This is a genomic window from Bacillus sp. FDAARGOS_235, assembly GCF_002073415.2.
In the GTDB taxonomy this organism is placed as follows: Bacteria; Bacillota; Bacilli; order Bacillales; family Bacillaceae_G; genus Bacillus_A; species Bacillus_A toyonensis.
Genome location: NZ_CP020437.2, coordinates 2,662,501 through 2,682,500 on the forward strand (window position 1 = coordinate 2,662,501; position 20,000 = coordinate 2,682,500).

15 protein-coding genes, 2 tRNA genes, 3 rRNA genes and 2 riboswitches (2 of these 22 only partly in view) are annotated in these 20,000 nt (G+C 38.8%); of the genes, 3 read left to right on the forward strand and 17 right to left on the reverse strand.

Annotated elements, in window-relative coordinates; translation table 11 throughout:
* From A6J74_RS15440 to groES, 7 genes are all read right to left on the reverse strand, one after another.
* On the reverse strand, positions 1-954 hold the 5' portion of the coding sequence (locus A6J74_RS15440; RefSeq protein WP_000719217.1) for a HAMP domain-containing sensor histidine kinase. The gene continues 552 nt to the left of window position 1, outside the view; the window shows 954 of its 1,506 coding nt (coding positions 1-954); it begins with the start codon at positions 952-954; its stop codon lies off the left edge, out of view.
* A complete protein-coding gene (locus tag A6J74_RS15445) occupies positions 938-1,639 on the reverse strand; it encodes a response regulator transcription factor (protein ID WP_000896762.1) in 702 nt (233 codons plus the stop codon). Before A6J74_RS15445 ends, A6J74_RS15440 begins: the two co-directional genes overlap by 17 nt.
* Positions 1,640-1,781: 142 nt before the next feature.
* Entirely contained in the window at positions 1,782-3,107 is a 1,326-nt protein-coding gene (locus A6J74_RS15450; RefSeq protein ID WP_000833089.1) for an NCS2 family permease, read from the reverse strand.
* A 128-nt stretch (positions 3,108-3,235) separates the two neighbouring features.
* A riboswitch (purine riboswitch) is annotated at positions 3,236-3,337 on the reverse strand.
* A 152-nt stretch (positions 3,338-3,489) separates the two neighbouring features.
* Complete coding sequence (gene guaA / locus A6J74_RS15455) at positions 3,490-5,028, reverse strand: glutamine-hydrolyzing GMP synthase (protein ID WP_000743919.1); 1,539 nt, start codon at positions 5,026-5,028, stop codon at positions 3,490-3,492.
* Between the two features lie 164 nt (positions 5,029-5,192).
* Positions 5,193-5,294, reverse strand: a riboswitch (purine riboswitch).
* A gap of 131 nt (positions 5,295-5,425) precedes the next feature.
* Entirely contained in the window at positions 5,426-6,874 is a 1,449-nt protein-coding gene (locus tag A6J74_RS15460) for a glycosyltransferase family 39 protein (RefSeq protein WP_001165919.1), read from the reverse strand.
* Between the two features lie 329 nt (positions 6,875-7,203).
* Complete coding sequence (gene groL / locus A6J74_RS15465; RefSeq protein ID WP_001029987.1) at positions 7,204-8,838, reverse strand: chaperonin GroEL; 1,635 nt, start codon at positions 8,836-8,838, stop codon at positions 7,204-7,206.
* Positions 8,839-8,876: 38 nt separating this feature from the next.
* Positions 8,877-9,161 (reverse strand): co-chaperone GroES, encoded by a 285-nt coding sequence (groES, locus tag A6J74_RS15470; protein WP_000917306.1) that lies wholly within the window; start codon positions 9,159-9,161, stop codon positions 8,877-8,879.
* A 398-nt stretch (positions 9,162-9,559) separates the two neighbouring features.
* Here groES and A6J74_RS15475 point away from each other — a divergent pair, with 398 nt between their 5' ends.
* Together A6J74_RS15475 and A6J74_RS15480 are read left to right on the forward strand one after the other, a co-directional pair.
* On the forward strand, positions 9,560-10,309 hold the full coding sequence (locus A6J74_RS15475; RefSeq protein ID WP_000745318.1) for a CPBP family intramembrane glutamic endopeptidase: 750 nt from the start codon (positions 9,560-9,562) through the stop codon (positions 10,307-10,309).
* Positions 10,306-10,497 carry a YdiK family protein gene (locus A6J74_RS15480; protein WP_001246201.1) on the forward strand — a complete coding sequence of 64 codons (192 nt, stop codon included), beginning with the start codon at positions 10,306-10,308 and terminating at the stop codon, positions 10,495-10,497. The genes A6J74_RS15475 and A6J74_RS15480 overlap by 4 nt, the downstream gene beginning before the upstream one ends.
* A 29-nt stretch (positions 10,498-10,526) precedes the next feature.
* On the opposite strand, the gene A6J74_RS15485 is transcribed toward A6J74_RS15480, so the two are convergent.
* Positions 10,527-11,156: a redox-sensing transcriptional repressor Rex gene (locus A6J74_RS15485; protein WP_000372701.1), complete on the reverse strand. Its 630-nt coding sequence runs from the start codon at positions 11,154-11,156 to the stop codon at positions 10,527-10,529.
* Positions 11,157-11,343: 187 nt separating this feature from the next.
* On the opposite strand from A6J74_RS15485, the gene A6J74_RS15490 reads away from it, so the two are divergent.
* The gene (locus A6J74_RS15490; RefSeq protein WP_000602174.1) at positions 11,344-13,278 is read left to right on the forward strand and encodes an ABC-F family ATP-binding cassette domain-containing protein; all 1,935 of its coding nucleotides are present in this window, start codon (positions 11,344-11,346) and stop codon (positions 13,276-13,278) included.
* Positions 13,279-13,751: 473 nt separating this feature from the next.
* On the opposite strand, the gene tsaD is transcribed toward A6J74_RS15490, so the two are convergent.
* From tsaD to A6J74_RS15535, 9 genes are all read right to left on the reverse strand, one after another.
* Positions 13,752-14,768, reverse strand: a complete 1,017-nt coding sequence (gene tsaD / locus A6J74_RS15495; RefSeq protein WP_000414604.1) for a tRNA (adenosine(37)-N6)-threonylcarbamoyltransferase complex transferase subunit TsaD — start codon at positions 14,766-14,768, stop codon at positions 13,752-13,754.
* A complete protein-coding gene (rimI, locus tag A6J74_RS15500) occupies positions 14,768-15,211 on the reverse strand; it encodes a ribosomal protein S18-alanine N-acetyltransferase (RefSeq protein WP_000367202.1) in 444 nt (147 codons plus the stop codon). Before rimI ends, tsaD begins: the two co-directional genes overlap by 1 nt.
* A gap of 13 nt (positions 15,212-15,224) precedes the next feature.
* The gene (gene tsaB, locus A6J74_RS15505) at positions 15,225-15,917 is read right to left on the reverse strand and encodes a tRNA (adenosine(37)-N6)-threonylcarbamoyltransferase complex dimerization subunit type 1 TsaB (RefSeq protein ID WP_000865744.1); all 693 of its coding nucleotides are present in this window, start codon (positions 15,915-15,917) and stop codon (positions 15,225-15,227) included.
* Positions 15,898-16,371, reverse strand: a complete 474-nt coding sequence (gene tsaE / locus A6J74_RS15510; RefSeq protein WP_000049641.1) for a tRNA (adenosine(37)-N6)-threonylcarbamoyltransferase complex ATPase subunit type 1 TsaE — start codon at positions 16,369-16,371, stop codon at positions 15,898-15,900. The genes tsaB and tsaE overlap by 20 nt, the downstream gene beginning before the upstream one ends.
* Before the next feature lie 174 nt (positions 16,372-16,545).
* A tRNA-Asp gene (locus tag A6J74_RS15515) sits at positions 16,546-16,621 on the reverse strand.
* A gap of 2 nt (positions 16,622-16,623) precedes the next feature.
* Positions 16,624-16,700: transfer RNA gene (locus tag A6J74_RS15520), tRNA-Met, on the reverse strand.
* 12 nt (positions 16,701-16,712) lie between these two features.
* Positions 16,713-16,828: ribosomal RNA gene (rrf, locus tag A6J74_RS15525) — 5S ribosomal RNA — on the reverse strand.
* A 50-nt stretch (positions 16,829-16,878) separates the two neighbouring features.
* A 23S ribosomal RNA gene (locus A6J74_RS15530) occupies positions 16,879-19,800 on the reverse strand.
* Positions 19,801-19,945: 145 nt separating this feature from the next.
* Positions 19,946-20,000, reverse strand: a 16S ribosomal RNA gene (locus tag A6J74_RS15535); it runs 1,497 nt beyond the window's last position.
* Together the 16S, 23S and 5S rRNA genes with 2 tRNA genes alongside form the textbook arrangement of a ribosomal RNA operon.

Below are 20,000 nucleotides of genomic sequence, written 5' to 3' on the forward strand. Positions count from 1 at the left end.
TCTCGTATACTCATCATGTTGTTCTTTATTTTCATATTTAGAATCTCGAAGTAATCGCAAGTAACCCATAATAGAAGTAAGTGGTGTACGTAAATCGTGAGATACATTCGTAATAAGCTCGTTCTTTTGCTTCTCTAATTTACGTTCCTTTTCTATATTATTCATAAGCTCTTCTGCCATATTATTAATATTCTCAGTTAAAGACGCAATCTCATCCTCACCCTTTTTCTCAATACGGTACGCTAAGTTGCCTTTTTCTATTTCCTTTACACCTTGTGCCATCGCTTCAATTTGCTTCATCTTTCTCTTTGTTATATAGAAGAAAGAGAAAATGAATACGAGTACACCAATTAAAAATGGGAATGGTCCTTCTACTTTATAATATACTACTTCCCCTTGAGGAATTCCGCTCACAAACATATATAAATTCTTACCTTCAATCGTAATAGGTGAGAAAGTAATAAATTCTTTTCTAGATCTTTCAATATCATTATTATTCGAATAATTGATAGCAAATGAAGTTGCATTACGAATTGTATTATGCAAATTAATTTGTTCTTCTTGCGCCTGCTTCGTTTTATACAAAACCTTACCACTCTCATCGGTAACTAATATTTTAAAAGCATCCTGCCTCTGCTCTAAATTTTCATTTTCTAGCTCTATCATACTTTGTACAGCATCTAATTTATTTGCATCAACCATCATTTCCGCTGTACTTTGTGCTTTACGATTAATTTGTTCCATACCATCTTTATAATTAATCTCAGCATGTCGACTAGCATCCTCAAAAATAGGAGCTACTATCTTCGTTGATACAAAGAGACCTAATAACGCACAAGCAGTAAACGCAGTAATAAGTTGAATTCGCACACTCCGTTTCACACTCTTCATTATTTTTCCAATTAATTCTCGAATTTTCCTAATATAAGTAAACGGATTAAATATCTTTTTCAATCTTATACCCCACTCCCCATACTGTTTTTATATATCTAGGCTTCCTTGGATTCTCCTCAATCTTTTCACGTACTTTTCGAATATGCACCATTACAGTATTATCAGACTGGAAAGATCGTTCGTTCCACACCTTTTCATAAATTTGCTCCGCGCTAAAGACCATACCTGGATTACGGGCTAGTAATTCTAAAATTGAAAATTCCCTCGGAGTTAGTTTCACTTCTTCTCCATCTACAATAACTTTATGGGTCGAAATGTTTATTCTCATCTCTCCAATTTCTAACTCGTCCTCATTTTGTATAACGAAACCATTCATTTTCATATAACGACGTAACTGGGATTTAATTCTCGCGATTAACTCTAACGGATTAAACGGTTTCGTTACGTAATCATCTGCACCAGTTGTTAACCCTAAAATTTTATCCATATCTTGCGTTTTCGCAGAAAGCATAATAATTGGCATTTCTTTCGCTTCTCTTACTTTCATACACATATGAATACCATCTACTTTCGGCATCATAATATCCAACACAACTAAATGTACTTCATTCTCTTCTAACATACGTAGCCCTTCTTCTCCATCTCCGGCCTGCAGTACTTTATATCCTTCGTTCTTTAAATATATTGTAATAAGTTTCCTAATTTCTTTTTCATCATCTACGACAAGTATTGTTTCCCCGGCCATAATATTTCCCCCATTCATTTTTTATCCCTAACTTCTATTATAGGAAAACTTCTGAAGAAAAACGCTCGGAAATCCTTAAGATTTTCTGAAGACGCAAAAAAGGTCTAGACTCCCCTTAAGTCTAGACCTTTCAAAAACCCCTTTATTTACGAACGTAGATGAAATACAGTACGAATAAAACTCCCATAACATACATAATCGGATGAACCTCTTTACGACGACCACTCACAACCATTGTAATTGGATAGAAGATAAATCCAATCGCAATTCCCGTTGCGATACTATACGTAAGCGGCATTGAAATGATAGTAAAGAATGCCGGTACTGCAATCTCGAACTTCTTCCAGTCGATTTCTCCTAAAGAAGAAACCATTAAAATCCCTACAATAATTAAAGCTGGTGCCGTTACAGCTGGTGTTACAACACTTAATAATGGCGAGAAGAATAGTGCCAGTAAGAAGAATCCTGCTGTTACAACTGCTGTAAATCCAGAACGTCCTCCCGCTGCTACCCCTGCAGACGATTCAATGTAAGACGTTGTTGTTGATGTACCTAAGATCGCACCAATTACAGTTGCAATTGCATCTGCGAATAATGCTTTTCCTGCACGTGGTAATTTATTGTTCTTCATTAATCCTGCTTGATTCGCAACCGCTACAAGCGTACCTGCTGTATCAAAGAAATCGATAAAGAAGAACGTTATAATTACAATCCCCATTTGAATAGTGAAAATGTCTCCGAAATGAGTTAACGCAGCACCGAACGTTGGTTCTAGACTCGGTATCGCCCCCACTACTGCTTTAGGAGTGTCAATTAATCCTGTTGCTACTCCTAAAATTGCCGTAAGAATCATACCGTAGAATACCGCACCATTAACTTTCTTAATCATGAAGATGATTGTCGTAACAACCCCAAAGATTGCTAGTAACGTTGTGCCCTTTGTTAAGTCCCCCAACCCAACAAGAACAGCATCATTTTTCACGATAATTCCGGCATTTTGGAATCCAAGAAAGGCAATGAACAATCCGATACCTGCTGCTACTGCAAACTTTAACTCCGATGGAATTGCATTAATGATTTTTTCACGAATACCTGAAGCTGTAAGAATAATAAAGATAATACCTGACATTAACGTTCCGGCAATTGCTGTTTGCCACGGAATACCCATCGTTAAAACTGCTGTATAAGCAAAGAACGCGTTAATTCCCATACCTGGGGCTAAAGCAATTGGATACTTTGCGAAAATACCCATAATTAACGAACCGATCGCGGCCGCTAATGCTGTCGCAACGAATACTGCACCTGGATCCATTCCTGTACCTGCTGGTAACCCTTTAACATTTCCAAGTGACAGCGTAGCAGGATTGACAAATAGTACGTAAGCCATAGATAGAAATGTCGTTAACCCTGCTATGAACTCAGTCTTATAATTCGTACCGAGCTCATCAAATTGAAAATAGCGTTTCATCCTACGTTTCCCCCGTTATATGATTACTCGCCGCATTTCACCCTAGCCCTCTTTTATCTATAAAAATAAAAAAGGCTTCCATTGCATATACATGGAAGCGTTCTATAAACAAAGACAAGTTTCCCCTCATCTTTATAAAAACGCCTCGTAGTCAAGCCATTTACGGTAGCTAGGTAGAAACTTTCGGGCCATATCCCCGATATTATACGACGGCATAATATTCACTTTTCGTTTGAATTACATACTCATATTAACTCTTGAAAGTATTTTTGTCAATTTAAAAACGAACAATTTTATAAAATTTTATATTTTCGTTCGTATTAATACTGAAAATAAAAAGATCCATCTATGCATAAGCAAAAGATGGATCTTTTTTATAATACTATTCCCACTCAATAGTTGCTGGTGGCTTACTCGTTACATCATACACGATACGGTTAACGTGTTTTACTTCGTTTACGATACGTACAGAGATTTTCTCTAATACGTCCCAAGGGATACGTGCCCAGTCAGCTGTCATACCGTCGATAGATGTTACTGCACGGATACCTACTGTGTAATCGTAAGTACGCTCGTCACCCATAACACCTACGCTACGCATACCAGGAAGCGCAGTGAAGTATTGCCAAATTTCGCGGTCTAAGCCCGCTTTAATAATTTCTTCACGTAAAATCGCATCAGATTCACGAACGATTTCTAATTTCTCTTCTGTGATTTCACCTAATACACGAATACCAAGTCCTGGACCTGGGAATGGTTGACGCCATACGATTTCATCAGGAATTCCTAATTCAGATCCTAATACACGTACTTCATCTTTAAATAACGTGTTTAAAGGCTCAATTAATTTGAACTGCATGTCTTCCGGAAGTCCACCAACGTTATGGTGAGATTTAATTGTTTGTGCAGTTGCTGTACCACTTTCAACGATGTCTGTGTAAAGTGTACCTTGTGCTAGGAAGTCCATACCTTGTAATTTAGAAGCTTCATCATCAAATACGTAAATGAATTCGTTACCGATAATTTTACGTTTTTGTTCTGGATCTTCTACACCTTTTAACTTGTTCATAAAGCGTTCTTGTGCATCCACTTTAATAACGTTCATATGGAAGCCTTCGCTAAATGTTTTCATAACACCTTCTGCTTCACCTTTACGAAGTAAGCCGTGGTCAACGAAAATACATGTTAACTGGTCGCCAATTGCTTTATGAATTAATACTGCTACAACAGAAGAATCTACACCGCCACTAAGTGCGCATAGTACTTTTTTGTCTCCAACAGTTTCACGGATCTTCTCTAATTCTACTTCGATAAAGTTCTCCATGTTCCATCCTTCAGAACAACCACATACGCCGAATACGAAGTTTTTAATTAAATCGTTACCGTGCTCAGAGTGACGTACTTCTGGGTGGAATTGTACACCGTATAAGTTTTTCGCTTCATTGCTCATACCAGCAATTGGGCAAGACTCACTTGTTGCGTCTACTACGAATCCTTCAGGTAAACCAGTTACTAAGTCACCATGACTCATCCATACAACTTGCTCTTCTGGAAGGTTCGTATATAATTTTGATTCGTTCTCTACTTTAAGAACAGCTTTTCCGTACTCACGGTGGTTTGCACGTTCTACTTTACCACCGAAGTGTTGTGTCATAAGCTGCATACCGTAACAAATACCGAAAATCGGTAATCCTAGTTCAAAGATTTTTTCATCACAATGTAATGCACCTTCACCGTATACACTATTTGGTCCACCAGAGAAAATAATCCCTTTTGGATTCATTGCTTTAATTTCTTCCGCAGTAATTGTATGTGGATGAAGTTCACTGTATACACCGAACTCACGAATTCGACGTGCTATTAACTGATTGTACTGACTTCCAAAATCTAAAACGATAATTGTATCGTGCTGCTTTTTCAAAATAATCACCCCAACGTTAGTTCTCGTATATAAATATTTTCACCAATTTGGCGAAAAGCATTACCAATATAATAAAAAAAGCCAGTCCTCCGCCTCTAGTCTCATAACAAAGAAAAGGCAGGGGTCTGGCTTTATAAAGAAAGATAGTCTCCGCTCTTTATAAATATAAGACACACTGCCTTCATAGTCAGGTTGTTTACGGTAACCCGGTAGAGACTCTCAAACCATATCATTGAGGATATATGAAGGATCGTTTTATATTATCTTCCTAGATTCTAACAATGAAGTGTCGATGTGGTCAAGAGAGAAAGCGACAAAATTCTACAGAAATTAATTTCTTTCCCACTAAAACACAAAAAACATTTCCATATAGAAATGTTTTTTGTGTTTTATCCTATTATTCAACTTTTTTCTGTTGTTTTCTACCCATTAATCGTGTAACACCATTTTTTATTACAAATACCCCGTATCCCACAAATAAAAACATAACGGGCAAAATGTCAAAACGATACCTAGTTTGAACTTCGACAAACAAATGAATAACCACATATCCACCAAACAAAATATATAAAAGAGGATATATTGAATCATTTCTTCTATATAATGAAATGGTACCAATCGCAAATATACAACATGTAATATACATAAGCCTTTCATATTTTGTCAGCATTTGTTGTAAGTGTGGTTTATTCAGTTCCCCCCACTCCAAAGCCCAACCAGGTGCATCATCAGGATTACTCCACATTTTTTCAACTTTCAATACAAGTAATTGACGAACTTTCTCTTTGTCCTTCAATCTGTCCTTGATCAAAGCAACGGAAGCATCATTTCTTTCCTTCCCAAGTTTAAATTGACTAAGGTAAACAACATCTGGCTGATTCCATCCACCAATCGAGTCATAATTGAATCCCACAACAAATTTCCAATATGGCATTTGGTTCGACAATGGTTTTTTCGCTAATCCCGTGTTCATTAAGAAAATACTTACAATTTGCATCACTAGAAAATATACAATCACTATTCCCACTAATTTTTTTACGTAGTTAAACGTTTCTTTTTTTCTAAACGGAAGTATCTTATAAATTAATACATAAACAAAAACCGCCAATAAAAAGAAACTTCCTAACGGTCTCATAATATTTCCAATGCTTAACAGTAACCCTGTTAAACCCCAACCGTATTTAGTTGAAAAACCTTTTGTAATTAAAACATACAGTCCTAAAAAAAAGAAAAAGGTAGAAATATATTGATTTGTTAATACAGAGCTATAGATAATATTAGGTATGTAAAACGCGTAAAATATTGCCGCAGTTCTCGCACTGTATTCATTAAAAATGGTTTTACCCATAAAATAAATAATCACGGCAGTACCTACGCTCCAAAAAATATTAAATAACTTCAATATAAACAGATGATTACCAAAAATTTTTATTAATATAGCCTCATAATATGTGAATCCCAATTGGTATGTCCAACTCATATAGTATTCATCTGTAATAAATGCAAAATTACCCTTTACAGCTTGTTGAGCACTTTCATACATTACAGAAAAATCCGAGATAGGTACTGTTTTTTCAAAAATGATCCATAACAACCTAATTGCAAAGGCTGTAACTATGAGAATGAGCAAAAATTGATTAACTGTTAAAAAACGATTTGCTAAAAATGATATTATTCCGAGCACCAAAATAGTTGCTACTATCTCCAGAATTAACACAGCGACCGAAGAATAGGTAGATTTCTCTATTTGAAATGAACTATAAAGTGTAATGATAAACATCGCCAAACCACATACTACTAATATTTTCGAAAAAATGTTTCTACCCAAATTTTCTTTAATCTGCATCATATACCTCACTAACTAGGCTACCGCCATCTTCTCTCATAGACAATAAGAACTAGGAGACTTATTATCTCGACTAAAAAATAAGAAAAATCCCTTTTGACTGTATCATAAATGTTAAAAGAATTATATATTCAATTGGAATTATATTGAATATTATCGTAATAAAAGAAGCTTGAATATTCCCCTCCATTCTCTCTCTAAACTTGCGACCTTCCAGAAACCTTTTATATACATCTTAACAACAAAAAAGACTACCTCCTTTTATCAAGGAAGTAGCCTTCTTCTAATTAACTATTTATACATTGAACAGCTTCACAGAGTGATGCTTATTACATCATTCCGCCCATACCGCCCATGCCCATGCCGCCCATGTCAGGCATTGCTGGTGCATTTGGTTCTGGCTTATCAGCAACTACAGCTTCAGTTGTTAAGAACATAGCTGCAACAGATGCTGCGTTTTGAAGTGCAGAACGAGTTACTTTAGCTGGATCTACGATACCAGACTCAAGCATGTTAACCCATTCGCCAGTAGCTGCGTTGAAACCAACGCCTACTTTTTCGCCTTTTAGACGCTCTACAACTACAGATCCTTCTAGACCAGCGTTGATTGCGATTTGACGAACTGGCTCTTCTAGTGCACGAAGTACGATGTTGATACCTGTTGCTTCGTCGCCTTCAGCTACGATAGAAGCTACTTTCGTGTATACGTTCATAAGTGAAGTACCACCACCTGCAACGATACCTTCTTCTACTGCTGCACGAGTTGAGTTAAGTGCATCTTCAATGCGAAGTTTGCGCTCTTTTAACTCAGTTTCAGTTGCTGCACCTACTTTAATTACTGCTACGCCACCAGCTAATTTAGCAAGACGCTCTTGTAATTTTTCACGATCGAATTCAGAAGTTGTTTCTTCTAATTGCGCACGGATTTGACCGATGCGAGCTTCGATTTGTTGTGTGTTTCCAATACCTTCAACTACAGTTGTGTTTTCTTTCGTTACAACGATTTTACCAGCGCGTCCTAAAGATTCAACTGTAGCAGATTTTAAGTCACGTCCTAATTCTTCAGTGATTACTTCGCCACCAGTTAAGATTGCGATATCTTCTAGCATTGCTTTACGACGGTCACCAAATCCAGGAGCTTTAACAGCCACTACATTGAATGTACCACGAAGTTTGTTCACTACTAATGTAGCTAAAGCTTCGCCTTCTACATCTTCAGCAATGATAAGAAGTGGTTTACCTTGTTGTACCACTTGCTCTAATACTGGTAAGATTTCTTGGATGTTAGAAATCTTTTTGTCAGTAATTAAGATATATGGGTTATCAAGAACAGCTTCCATTTTGTCAGAATCAGTAATCATGTAAGGAGATGCATATCCACGATCAAATTGCATACCTTCTACTACGTCTAATTCCGTTGTGAATCCTTTAGATTCTTCTAAAGTAATAACGCCGTCGTTACCAACGCGCTCCATTGCTTCAGCGATTAATTGACCTACTTCTTCGTCAGCCGCAGAAATAGCAGCTACTTGTGCGATAGAAGATTTACCTTCAATTGGTTTAGAAATCGCTTTTAATTCTTCAATTGCAGCAGTAACAGCTTTTTCGATACCTTTACGAAGACCCATTGGGTTTGCACCAGCTGTTACGTTTTTAAGACCTTCACGAATCATAGCTTGCGCTAATACAGTTGCAGTTGTCGTTCCGTCACCAGCTACATCGTTTGTTTTGCTAGCAACTTCTGCTACTAATTTTGCACCCATGTTTTCGAATGCATCTTCTAATTCGATTTCTTTTGCGATTGTTACACCATCATTTGTAATAAGTGGTGAACCGAATTTTTTCTCAAGTACAACGTTACGACCTTTTGGTCCAAGCGTTACTTTTACTGCGTTTGCAAGAGTGTCGACACCGCGAAGCATCGAACGACGTGCTTCTTCACTAAATTTAATATCTTTTGCCATAATAATTGACCCCCTTGGAATTTTTAAGATTTATATAATTAACCGATAACTGCTAAAATGTCACTTTCACGTAAAATCAAGTAGTCTGTACCTTCGTATTTTACTTCAGTACCTGCATATTTTGAGAAGATGATAAGATCACCTGCTGCTACCTCTAAAGCAACACGCTCACCATTTTCAAGCACTCGACCAGTACCTACTGCAATAACTTTACCCTCTTGTGGTTTTTCTTTTGCAGTGTCTGGTAATACAATACCACTTGCTGTTTTTTCTTCTGCTTGAACAAGCTCAATTACAACGCGATCACCTAATGGCTTTAGCATGAACAATAACCTCCTCATTGTGTTATGTAAATTTTTTATTAGCACTCGAGTCACCCGAGTGCTAACACACTTATAATAATAAATAATCTCAATTTCTTTTGCAAGTAAAAAAATCATAATTTTTTCGCAAATTACTATATATACTCTTCTATATAAAATCCTTCTTCTACTACCTTTACTATATGAATCGTTGTTTCCACTACTCGTATGTTACAATATGAAAGACACCCTAAGTTGTTTTCGCTACACACACAACTTTTTCCTGTCTTCTATTTTAATTTCCAATGCAGATTTACAAAAAAAACATAATTCGAATGAAAGTTTATATCGTAGGTAGCATATTACATGTTATCCTGCCTTATCTCATACACTAGAGTTAGAAAGGATGGTTAAACCATTTGAAGAAACAATATTGGTGGATTATCGTTACATACATTTTAATGCAATTGTCGGGTATTGCCGGATTACCACTTCTTCTGAAAACCGGACTATACGATAATAGAGGATTTACCAACGAGGAAAAGTTTCAACTAATAACCGGACATTGGTCTATTATTAGCTTTTTCATTGCACTATGCGTTGTAATTTGGTTACTTAGAACAGATATTCGTGACAGGCATTTAGATGCAATGCGCTCTTCTGTTCCAGCTACAATCGGGTGGATTTTTATCGGGTTCTTCTTAGCAATCATCTCACAAAGTATTGCAGGTATGATTGAAATGTATCTATTAGGGATTACACCTGGATCTGAGAATACAGACCGACTTATGGACATCGCAAGAACGACACCTTGGTTCCTTATTGTTATATCTATAATCGGACCTATTTTAGAAGAAATCGTATTTAGAAAAATTTTATTTGGTACACTTTATAAGAGATTTAATTTCTTCGTTGCTGCTATTATTAGTTCACTCGTATTCGCAGCGATTCATTTTGATTTTACTCACCTATTGGTATACACTTCTATGGGGCTCGTATTCGCCTTCTTATATGTAAAAACGAAACGCATTATCGTTCCTATAGCAGCCCATGTAGCAATGAATACATTAGTTGCCATTGGACAGATTTTCATGAGCAATGAACAAATTCAAGAAATGATTAAAGAAGCTGAAAAAATGCAAGGCTTTATCGGAGGATTTTTTGTATGAGAAACTCACCATTGTTCATGGCTGCATTGTATTTCCTTCTCGGATGTATCTTTACACGTTTCGCCATTACGAACGTGACAGATACAATCTGGAATATGTGGACAATACTATTTGCAGTTATGGCAACAATTGATTTTAATTTGGCACTTCGCCTTATATTAGTGAAATTCACAAAGAAAAAACAATAATAAAACGCAGAGGTCACCTCCTCTGCGTTTTATTGTGGATAATTCTTTAAAAAGTAAACAAGCGTTTGTAGCTCTACAGCTAAATCAATATGATGAATTCTTATATTCTCTGACACATTTAAGCGTGCTGGTGTGAAGTTTAAAATACCGTGCACGTTTGTTTCTGCCAATCTATCGGCTACAGATTGCGCTACTGTAGCGGGTACTGTTAATATTGCCACTTGTATATCATTTGATAACCTTTCTTCTAATTCATCTAAATGATATACAGGAATACCCCCGATTTCTGTTCCAACTTTCTCTTCACTAACATCAAATGCCATTTCAATTTTTGTATTATTGTTTTTCGTGAAATTATAATGTAAGAAAGCGGTCCCTAAATTACCTACTCCAATAAGCGCTACACGTGTTATATCATCTTGATCGAGTGTTTCACGGAAAAATGATAATAAATAATTTACGTTATATCCATATCCCTTTTTCCCTAATGCTCCAAAGTATGAGAAATCTCTTCGAATAGTTGCGGAATCAACCTTTACCGCTTCACTCAATTCGGCTGATGAAACACGTTGCTTACCAGAAAGAGATAAGTTTTGGATAAATCGATAGTATAGAGGCAATCGTTTAGCAGTGGCTTGCGGAATTTTCTGCTGATCCATATAACCTCTCCTCTCTTCCTATCTTTATTCATATACTTGAATCGAATACAGAAGTTTAGTACTTATGAATTTCCTTGTATAATAAAGAGAAGAAGTATTCTCTCTTTATTTTAAACTATACACTATTTTTAGTATGATTGAGAAATATAAACATGGCAAAGTTAAGAAATTATTTGAGGTGAAAACATTGATTTTATTACAAGTAAACGGGCTTTCAAAATTATACGGTGCCGAAACGATTCTTGCAAACATAAAATTGGAAGTGCAAACGAAAGATCGTATCGCTTTAGTTGGACGAAATGGAGCCGGAAAATCTACATTATTAAAAATTATCGCCGGTGAATTATCTCATGATGGCGGCGAAATTATAAAACCGAAAGATGTCTCAATTGGGTACTTAGCTCAAAATACTGGATTAGAAACATCATTAACAATTTGGGATGAAATGCTAACCGTCTTTACACACCTACAGCAAATGGAGACAAAACTTCGAAGGCTAGAGCAAGAAATGGGAAAAGAAGAAAACTTTTCAAATGCCGCTACATATGAAAAATTATTAGCTGATTATGACCAATTGCAATTAGATTATAAAGATCAAGGCGGCTATCAGTACGAAGCAGATATTCGCTCCATTTTAAGCGGTCTTGGTTTCCCTGTTGAAACGCATCAGACGACAATTTCTACGTTAAGTGGCGGACAAAAAACGAGATTAGCTCTTGGGAAATTATTATTAACGAAACCAGACTTACTTATTTTAGACGAGCCTACAAACCATTTAGACATCGAAACATTAACGTGGCTTGAGCAATACTTACAAGGTTATCCTGGCGCAATTTTAATCGTTTCTCATGACCGTTATTTCTTAGATAAGCTTGTTACACAAGTATATGAAATTTCGAATAAAGAAAGCAGACGATTTGTTGGTAACTACAGTAAATATTTAGACTTAAAATCAGCCCTATACGAACAAGAAATAAAGCGTTACGAAAAGCAACAAGATGAAATCGCTAAACTTGAGGACTTCGTTCAAAAAAATATAGCACGTGCATCTACGACAAAACGTGCACAAAGCCGTCGTAAACAATTAGATAGAATGGAATTATTAACCAGACCATTAGGTGACTCTAAATCAGCCTCATTCCACTTCGATATTGAAAAACAAAGTGGAAATGATGTTTTACAAGTAAAAGATGCAACCATCGGTTATGATGAGGATCCTATTATTGAACATGTAAATATGCGCTTAACTCGGGGAGATAGTGTTGCCTTAGTTGGACCGAATGGAATTGGAAAATCCACATTATTAAAATCCATTGTGAATAAGTTACAGCTATTACATGGAGATGTTGCTTTCGGATCAAATGTATCTGTTGGTTATTATGATCAAGAGCAAGCTAACTTAACATCTTCTAAGCGCGTTTTAAATGAACTATGGGATGAATATCCGCTTCAACCCGAAAAAGAAATTCGCACTATATTAGGTAATTTTTTATTCACAGGGGATGATGTACTAAAACCAGTATCTTCTCTTAGTGGTGGACAAAAGGCCCGATTAGCTCTCGCAAAACTTATGATGCAAAAATCCAATTTATTAATTCTCGATGAGCCAACGAACCATCTTGATTTAAATAGTAAAGAAATTTTGGAGAATGCTTTAATTGATTATCCAGGAACTCTTCTATTCGTTTCACATGACCGCTACTTCATTAATCGCGTAACGACTACAGTTGTCGAATTATCAACAGAAGGTGCGCAAGAGTATTTAGGTGATTACGATTACTATGTGGAGAAGAAAAATGAAATGATTGAACGCGCAGCATTTGAACAACAAGAACAGCAAGAAAATCAGGCACCTGTTCAAAAAACTGTAGCTCAAGAAAAATTAAATTATCTCGAAGAAAAAGAGCGTAAACAATTAGAACGTCAACGCACTCGAAAAATCGAAGAACTAGAACAAAACATCGTAAGCTTAGAAGAAGAAATTGCTACGTTAGAGGATCAGCTTTGCTTACCAGAAATATATGCAGATTATGAAAAGGCTAGTGAGATTACAACGAAAAAACAAACATTACAAGAACAACTTGAAGCCTGTATGGCAGAATGGGAAGAACTGCATATATAAGCTAATTTAAACAAAAAGGATGTCTCATCAGTCGAGGATTTTTGACTAGATGACATCCTTTTTATTTCCCTTTAGAATCAGTTTCGTAGTACATGAAATTATATCGACGATTTTTTGAATGCACATACCTTAACTTAAAATATATAAACAATTCGACAAGAAACATCGTTTTCCCGACAAAGATTGACAATTGCAGCAACCAATATGATAAGAGGAGGATTTTTCAAAAGTTTTTTAGGATATCTTCTCGTTTTTATTTCCCGAAAAAGAATTCATTTAAAGGTCAGACTTCATCCGTTTTATCCACAAGGTTATACACATATCCACCTTTATAAAATAAACATCAAAATAACTTTTCCACATTATCCACATTTAACAAAAAAGTTATTAACAGTTTATATACACAATAAAACCCACATTATCAACAGATAATATGGGTTTTATCCACAAGCTGTGGTTAATTTTGTGTATAACTATGCTTCAATATCTAAGCCTGGGTTTGCATTTAAAGCTAATGTCGCACGTTTTCCTTGTTCGTATGCAATTGTACCTGCAGCTGCAATCATTGCTGCATTGTCTGTGCATAAAGATAACGGCGGGATAATTAGCTCTATATCTTCTTTTCGTGCAAACTCTTCTTCTAGACGTGCACGAAGCCCTTTATTAGCAGCTACTCCACCAGCAAGAAGCAATTGCTTTACATTATACGCTTCTGCTGCACGAGATGCTTTCGTTACAAGTACATCAATTACACTCTCTTGAAAGCTTGCTGCTAAATCTTCCGGTGCAATTTCTATACCACGTTGTTTTGCGTTATGCACAGTGTTGATAACTGCTGATTTCAATCCACTAAAGCTGAAATCATACGAATCGGGTTCTAGCCATGCACGAGGCAAATCAATTGTTGGCTTCCCTTCATGCGCAAGGCGATCAATATGAGGACCACCTGGATACGGCATAGATAGCGTACGAGCTACTTTATCATATGCTTCTCCTGCTGCATCATCTCGCGTTTCACCAATCACTTCAAATGAACCATGTTCTTTCATATAAACAAGTTCTGTATGTCCACCCGATACAACAAGTGATAGTAGTGGGAATTGAACTTCTTTTACTAAACGATTCGCATAAATATGGCCAGCAATATGATGAACACCAACTAGAGGAATATCATGTGCAAAGGCTACCGCCTTCGCTGCATTTACTCCTATTAAAAGTGCTCCTACTAAACCGGGTCCCTCTGTTACAGCAATTGCATCAATATCCTCGAAAGTTATATTCGCTTCTTTTAAAGCTTCTTCTAACACAACTGTAATTTCTTCTACATGGTGACGGGATGCAATCTCTGGTACAACCCCGCCAAAACGCTTATGACTTTCAATTTGTGATGCAACGACGTTCGCAATGATTTCCGTTCCATTTTTAACAACTGCTACTGCTGTTTCATCGCAGCTTGTTTCAATACCAAGTATAATCGTATTTTTTTCCATTATATATTCACCCACATTACAAGACCATCTTCCTGATTGTCTGCATAGTATCGTTTACGAATTCCACCATTTTGAAATCCGTATTTTTTGTATAACTGCTTTGCTACTTCATTTGATACGCGTACTTCAAGCGTCATTGTTTTTACCCCTAGTTCTTTCGCTACGGAAATAACTTCTTTCAATAGGGCATCTCCTAACTTTTGACCTCGGTATTCTGGCAAAATAGCTATATTTGTGATATGTGATTCATCAATAATTATCCACAATCCACAATACCCGATTACAAGGCCATCTTTTTCTAGCACAACATAATGTGCATGTTCATTCATCGTTAATTCACGTTGAAAGGCATCTGCAGTCCAAGGAGTTGAAAAAGATGCTTCTTCAATAGCTACAATTTGAGCGATATCATCGAGTTCCATCTTTCTAAATATCATATCCATCTTCTGCAAGCTCCTACTTGTTTTGACTTTCTAACCACTTTGTTTCAGCTTCAGCTAAACGAAGGTAACTAGGAACAAATGAATGTACATCTTGTTCCTCTTTTTGTAACCCTAAGAAAGCTAACTCACTTGGTCTTGGATTATTTTTAGTGAAAGGAGCAAATACAGCTTGATTGCCTAAATGTTCTATAATTGTTTCTTTATGCAATTTAACATCGTTACCGATAAATAAAACAGGCTGTCCTTTATCTTTTAACATTTGCAACCAGTCTACAATAAGAATAATTCGATCTTCTTCTATTGAAGTTAACTGCTCTCCTTCATATGTATATAATCCAGTATAAATTTGTCCACGTCTTCCATCAAATAAAGGACAAATTAACCCACTAAAGTTAGCACCGTTTGCAGCTACTACTTCTAAACTTGATACACCTACGATTGGTATTTGAAGTGACCAAGCTAATGTTTTTGCCGCTGTCACACCTATGCGAACTCCTGTATATGATCCAGGTCCAGCAGCCACAACGATTTTAGTTAATTCTTTTGGTTTTACACCACATTCTTTTAATAGTTGCTCTACAGCTGGCATAAGGCGTACAGAATGGTTTTTTGTTAAATTTGTAATGATTTCCCCAATTACGTTTTCTTCCTCAATAAGGGATACACCCATTACGTAATTTGAAGTATCAATTGCTAGTACTTTCATCTTGTAATAGCTCCTCACATAATCTAATATAACGGTCTCCAACTGGCTCGAGTACAATTTTTCTTGTGTCATCTCCAGCATGGAATAAACTAATTTGTAACTTTTCATTCGGTAAATATGCTTCTATCAAATGAGCCCATTCTACTACCGTAATTCCTTCACCATAGAAGTACTCATCAAAACCTAAGTCTTCTTCACTTTCCGCTAAACGATACACGTCCATATGATATAACGGCAATCTTCCTTTATATTCTTTAATAATGTTAAAGGTAGGACTATTTACAACTCTTTTCACGCCAAGACCTTTTGCTAGCCCTTTTGTAAAAGTCGTTTTACCAGCTCCAAGATCTCCTTCTAAAATAATTACATCTTGTGCCCGGGCAAGTTCACCTAGTTTTTCTGATAATCTTTGTGTTTCCTCAGAAGATTTTGTTGTTACTTCATATTTACTCACAGACTTCACCTACTTTACTCACAATGTTCTCTGCTCTTTATTATACAGGTTTTGAATATATAAAAAAGTCCTTAGGAGTTGTCCTAAGGATAGTTTGACTGTCTTTATTAGTTTTTTGTTAAAACAAATAAAAAAATACGAAACAACTTGTTTCGTTCTTTTCTTTATATAAAATGGCGGTCCCGACCGGGGTCGAACCGGCGATCTCCTGCGTGACAGGCAGGCATGTTAACCACTACACCACGGGACCATTGGTTGCGGGGACAGGATTTGAACCTGCGACCTTCGGGTTATGAGCCCGACGAGCTACCGTGCTGCTCCACCCCGCGATGATATAAATAGCTTGGCGACGTCCTACTCTCACAGGGACAAGGTCCCAACTACCATCGGCGCTAGAGAGCTTAACTTCCGTGTTCGGTATGGGAACGGGTGTGACCTCTCTGCCATCATCACCAAACTATTGAAGGCATATTCCTTCAAAACTAGATAACATTTGCTACATATTATATGGTTAAGTCCTCGATCTATTAGTATTCGTCAGCTCCACATGTCACCATGCTTCCACCTCGAACCTATCAACCTGATCATCTTTCAGGGATCTTACTAGCTTACGCTATGGGAAATCTCATCTTGAGGGGGGCTTCATGCTTAGATGCTTTCAGCACTTATCCCTTCCGCACATAGCTACCCAGCTATGCCCTTGGCAGAACAACTGGTACACCAGCGGTGCGTCCATCCCGGTCCTCTCGTACTAAGGACAGCTCCTCTCAAATTTCCTACGCCCACGACGGATAGGGACCGAACTGTCTCACGACGTTCTGAACCCAGCTCGCGTACCGCTTTAATGGGCGAACAGCCCAACCCTTGGGACCGACTACAGCCCCAGGATGCGATGAGCCGACATCGAGGTGCCAAACCTCCCCGTCGATGTGGACTCTTGGGGGAGATAAGCCTGTTATCCCCGGGGTAGCTTTTATCCGTTGAGCGATGGCCCTTCCATGCGGAACCACCGGATCACTAAGCCCGACTTTCGTCCCTGCTCGACTTGTAGGTCTCGCAGTCAAGCTCCCTTATGCCTTTGCACTCTACGAATGATTTCCAACCATTCTGAGGGAACCTTTGGGCGCCTCCGTTACACTTTAGGAGGCGACCGCCCCAGTCAAACTGCCCACCTGACACTGTCTCCCGGGTCGATAAGACCCGTAGGTTAGAATTTCAATACAGTCAGGGCGGTATCCCACCAGCGCCTCCACCGAAGCTAGCGCTCCGGTTTCAATGGCTCCCGCCTATCCTGTACAAACTGTACCAAAATTCAATATCAGGCTACAGTAAAGCTCCACGGGGTCTTTCCGTCCTGTCGCGGGTAACCTGCATCTTCACAGGTACTATAATTTCACCGAGTCTCTGGTTGAGACAGTGCCCAAATCGTTACACCTTTCGTGCGGGTCGGAACTTACCCGACAAGGAATTTCGCTACCTTAGGACCGTTATAGTTACGGCCGCCGTTTACTGGGGCTTCAGTTCAGAGCTTCGCTTACGCTAACCCCTCTCCTTAACCTTCCAGCACCGGGCAGGTGTCAGCCCCTATACTTCGCCTTACGGCTTCGCAGAGACCTGTGTTTTTGCTAAACAGTCGCTTGGGCCTATTCACTGCGGCTTTCCGTTAAGAAAGCACCCCTTCTCCCGAAGTTACGGGGTCATTTTGCCGAGTTCCTTAACCAGAGTTCTCTCGCACACCTTAGGATTCTCTCCTCGCCTACCTGTGTCGGTTTGCGGTACAGGCACCTTTTATCTCGCTAGAAGCTTTTCTTGGCAGCGGGGAATCAAAGACTTCGCTCCATAAGGAGCTTCCCCATCACAGCTCAGCCTTCACGATAAGCGGATTTGCCTACTTATCAGCCTAACTGCTTGGACGTGCACAACCAATCGCACGCTTCTTCTATCCTTCTGCGTCCCTCCATTGCTCAAACGATAAAGAGGTGGTACAGGAATATCAACCTGTTGTCCATCGCCTACGCCTGTCGGCCTCGGCTTAGGTCCTGACTAACCCTGAGCGGACGAGCCTTCCTCAGGAAACCTTAGGCATTCGGTGGACGGGATTCTCACCCGTCTTTCGCTACTCATACCGGCATTCTCACTTCTAAGCGCTCCACCAGTCCTTCCGGTCTGACTTCACTGCACTTAGAACGCTCCCCTACCACTGATACCATTGGTATCAATTCGCAGCTTCGGTGGTGTATTTAGCCCCGGTACATTTTCGGCGCAGAGTCACTCGACTAGTGAGCTATTACGCACTCTTTAAATGGTGGCTGCTTCTAAGCCAACATCCTAGTTGTCTAAGCAACTCCACATCCTTTTCCACTTAATACACACTTTGGGACCTTAGCTGGCGATCTGGGCTGTTTCCCTCTTGACTACGGATCTTATCACTCGCAGTCTGACTCCTAAGGATAAGTCATTGGCATTCGGAGTTTGACTGAATTCGGTAATCCGATGAGGACCCCTAGTTCAATCAGTGCTCTACCTCCAAGACTCTTACACTTAAGGCTAGCCCTAAAGCTATTTCGGGGAGAACCAGCTATCTCCAGGTTCGATTGGAATTTCTCCGCTACCCACACCTCATCCCCGCACTTTTCAACGTGCGTGGGTTCGGGCCTCCATTCAGTGTTACCTGAACTTCACCCTGGACATGGGTAGATCACCTGGTTTCGGGTCTACGACCACGTACTAAACGCCCTATTCAGACTCGCTTTCGCTGCGGCTCCGTCTCTTCAACTTAACCTCGCACGGGATCGTAACTCGCCGGTTCATTCTACAAAAGGCACGCCATCACCCATTAACGGGCTCTGACTATTTGTAGGCACACGGTTTCAGGATCTCTTTCACTCCCCTTCCGGGGTGCTTTTCACCTTTCCCTCACGGTACTGGTTCACTATCGATCACTAGGGAGTATTTAGCCTTGGGAGATGGTCCTCCCAGATTCCGACGGAATTTCACGTGTTCCGCCGTACTCAGGATACATTCAAGAGAGAACGAAGTTTCGACTACGGGGTTGTTACCCTCTACGACGGACCTTTCCAGGTCGCTTCGTCTACCTCGTTCCTTTGTAACTCCGTATAGAATGTCCTACAACCCCAAGAGGCAAGCCTCTTGGTTTGGGCTAGATTCCGTTTCGCTCGCCGCTACTCAGGAAATCGCATTTGCTTTCTCTTCCTCCAGGTACTTAGATGTTTCAGTTCCCTGGGTCTGTCTTCCATACCCTATGTATTCAGGTAAGGATACCATACCATTACGTATAGTGGGTTTCCCCATTCGGAAATCTTCGGATCAAAGCTTACTTACAGCTCCCCGAAGCATATCGGCGTTAGTCCCGTCCTTCATCGACTCCTAGTGTCAAGGCATCCACCGTGCGCCCTTTCTAACTTAACCAAACTAAAATTAAAAAATATGAGCTACACTGTTATCTAGTTTTCAAAGAACATACATTTATATATGAGAGATAGTTCTCTCAAAACTGAACAAAACGAAACACGGAAACTTATATTGATGAACAGCGTTCATCAATTCTCCATAGAAAGGAGGTGATCCAGCCGCACCTTCCGATACGGCTACCTTGTTACGACTTCACC

Excerpts from the sequence above, each read along its gene's own strand:
- A6J74_RS15450 (WP_000833089.1), bottom strand. The coding sequence starts at position 3,107 with ATGAAACGCTATTTTCAATTTGATGAGCTCGGTACGAATTATAAGACT.
- groL (WP_001029987.1), bottom strand. The coding sequence starts at position 8,838 with ATGGCAAAAGATATTAAATTTAGTGAAGAAGCACGTCGTTCGATGCTT.
- A6J74_RS15460 (WP_001165919.1), bottom strand. The coding sequence starts at position 6,874 with ATGCAGATTAAAGAAAATTTGGGTAGAAACATTTTTTCGAAAATATTA.
- A6J74_RS15480 (WP_001246201.1), top strand. The coding sequence starts at position 10,306 with ATGAGAAACTCACCATTGTTCATGGCTGCATTGTATTTCCTTCTCGGA.
- groES (WP_000917306.1), bottom strand. The coding sequence starts at position 9,161 with ATGCTAAAGCCATTAGGTGATCGCGTTGTAATTGAGCTTGTTCAAGCA.
- A6J74_RS15485 (WP_000372701.1), bottom strand. The coding sequence starts at position 11,156 with ATGGATCAGCAGAAAATTCCGCAAGCCACTGCTAAACGATTGCCTCTA.
- tsaB (WP_000865744.1), bottom strand. The coding sequence starts at position 15,917 with ATGAAAGTACTAGCAATTGATACTTCAAATTACGTAATGGGTGTATCC.
- tsaD (WP_000414604.1), bottom strand. The coding sequence starts at position 14,768 with ATGGAAAAAAATACGATTATACTTGGTATTGAAACAAGCTGCGATGAA.
- A6J74_RS15445 (WP_000896762.1), bottom strand. The coding sequence starts at position 1,639 with ATGGCCGGGGAAACAATACTTGTCGTAGATGATGAAAAAGAAATTAGG.
- rimI (WP_000367202.1), bottom strand. The coding sequence starts at position 15,211 with ATGGATATGATATTTAGAAAGATGGAACTCGATGATATCGCTCAAATT.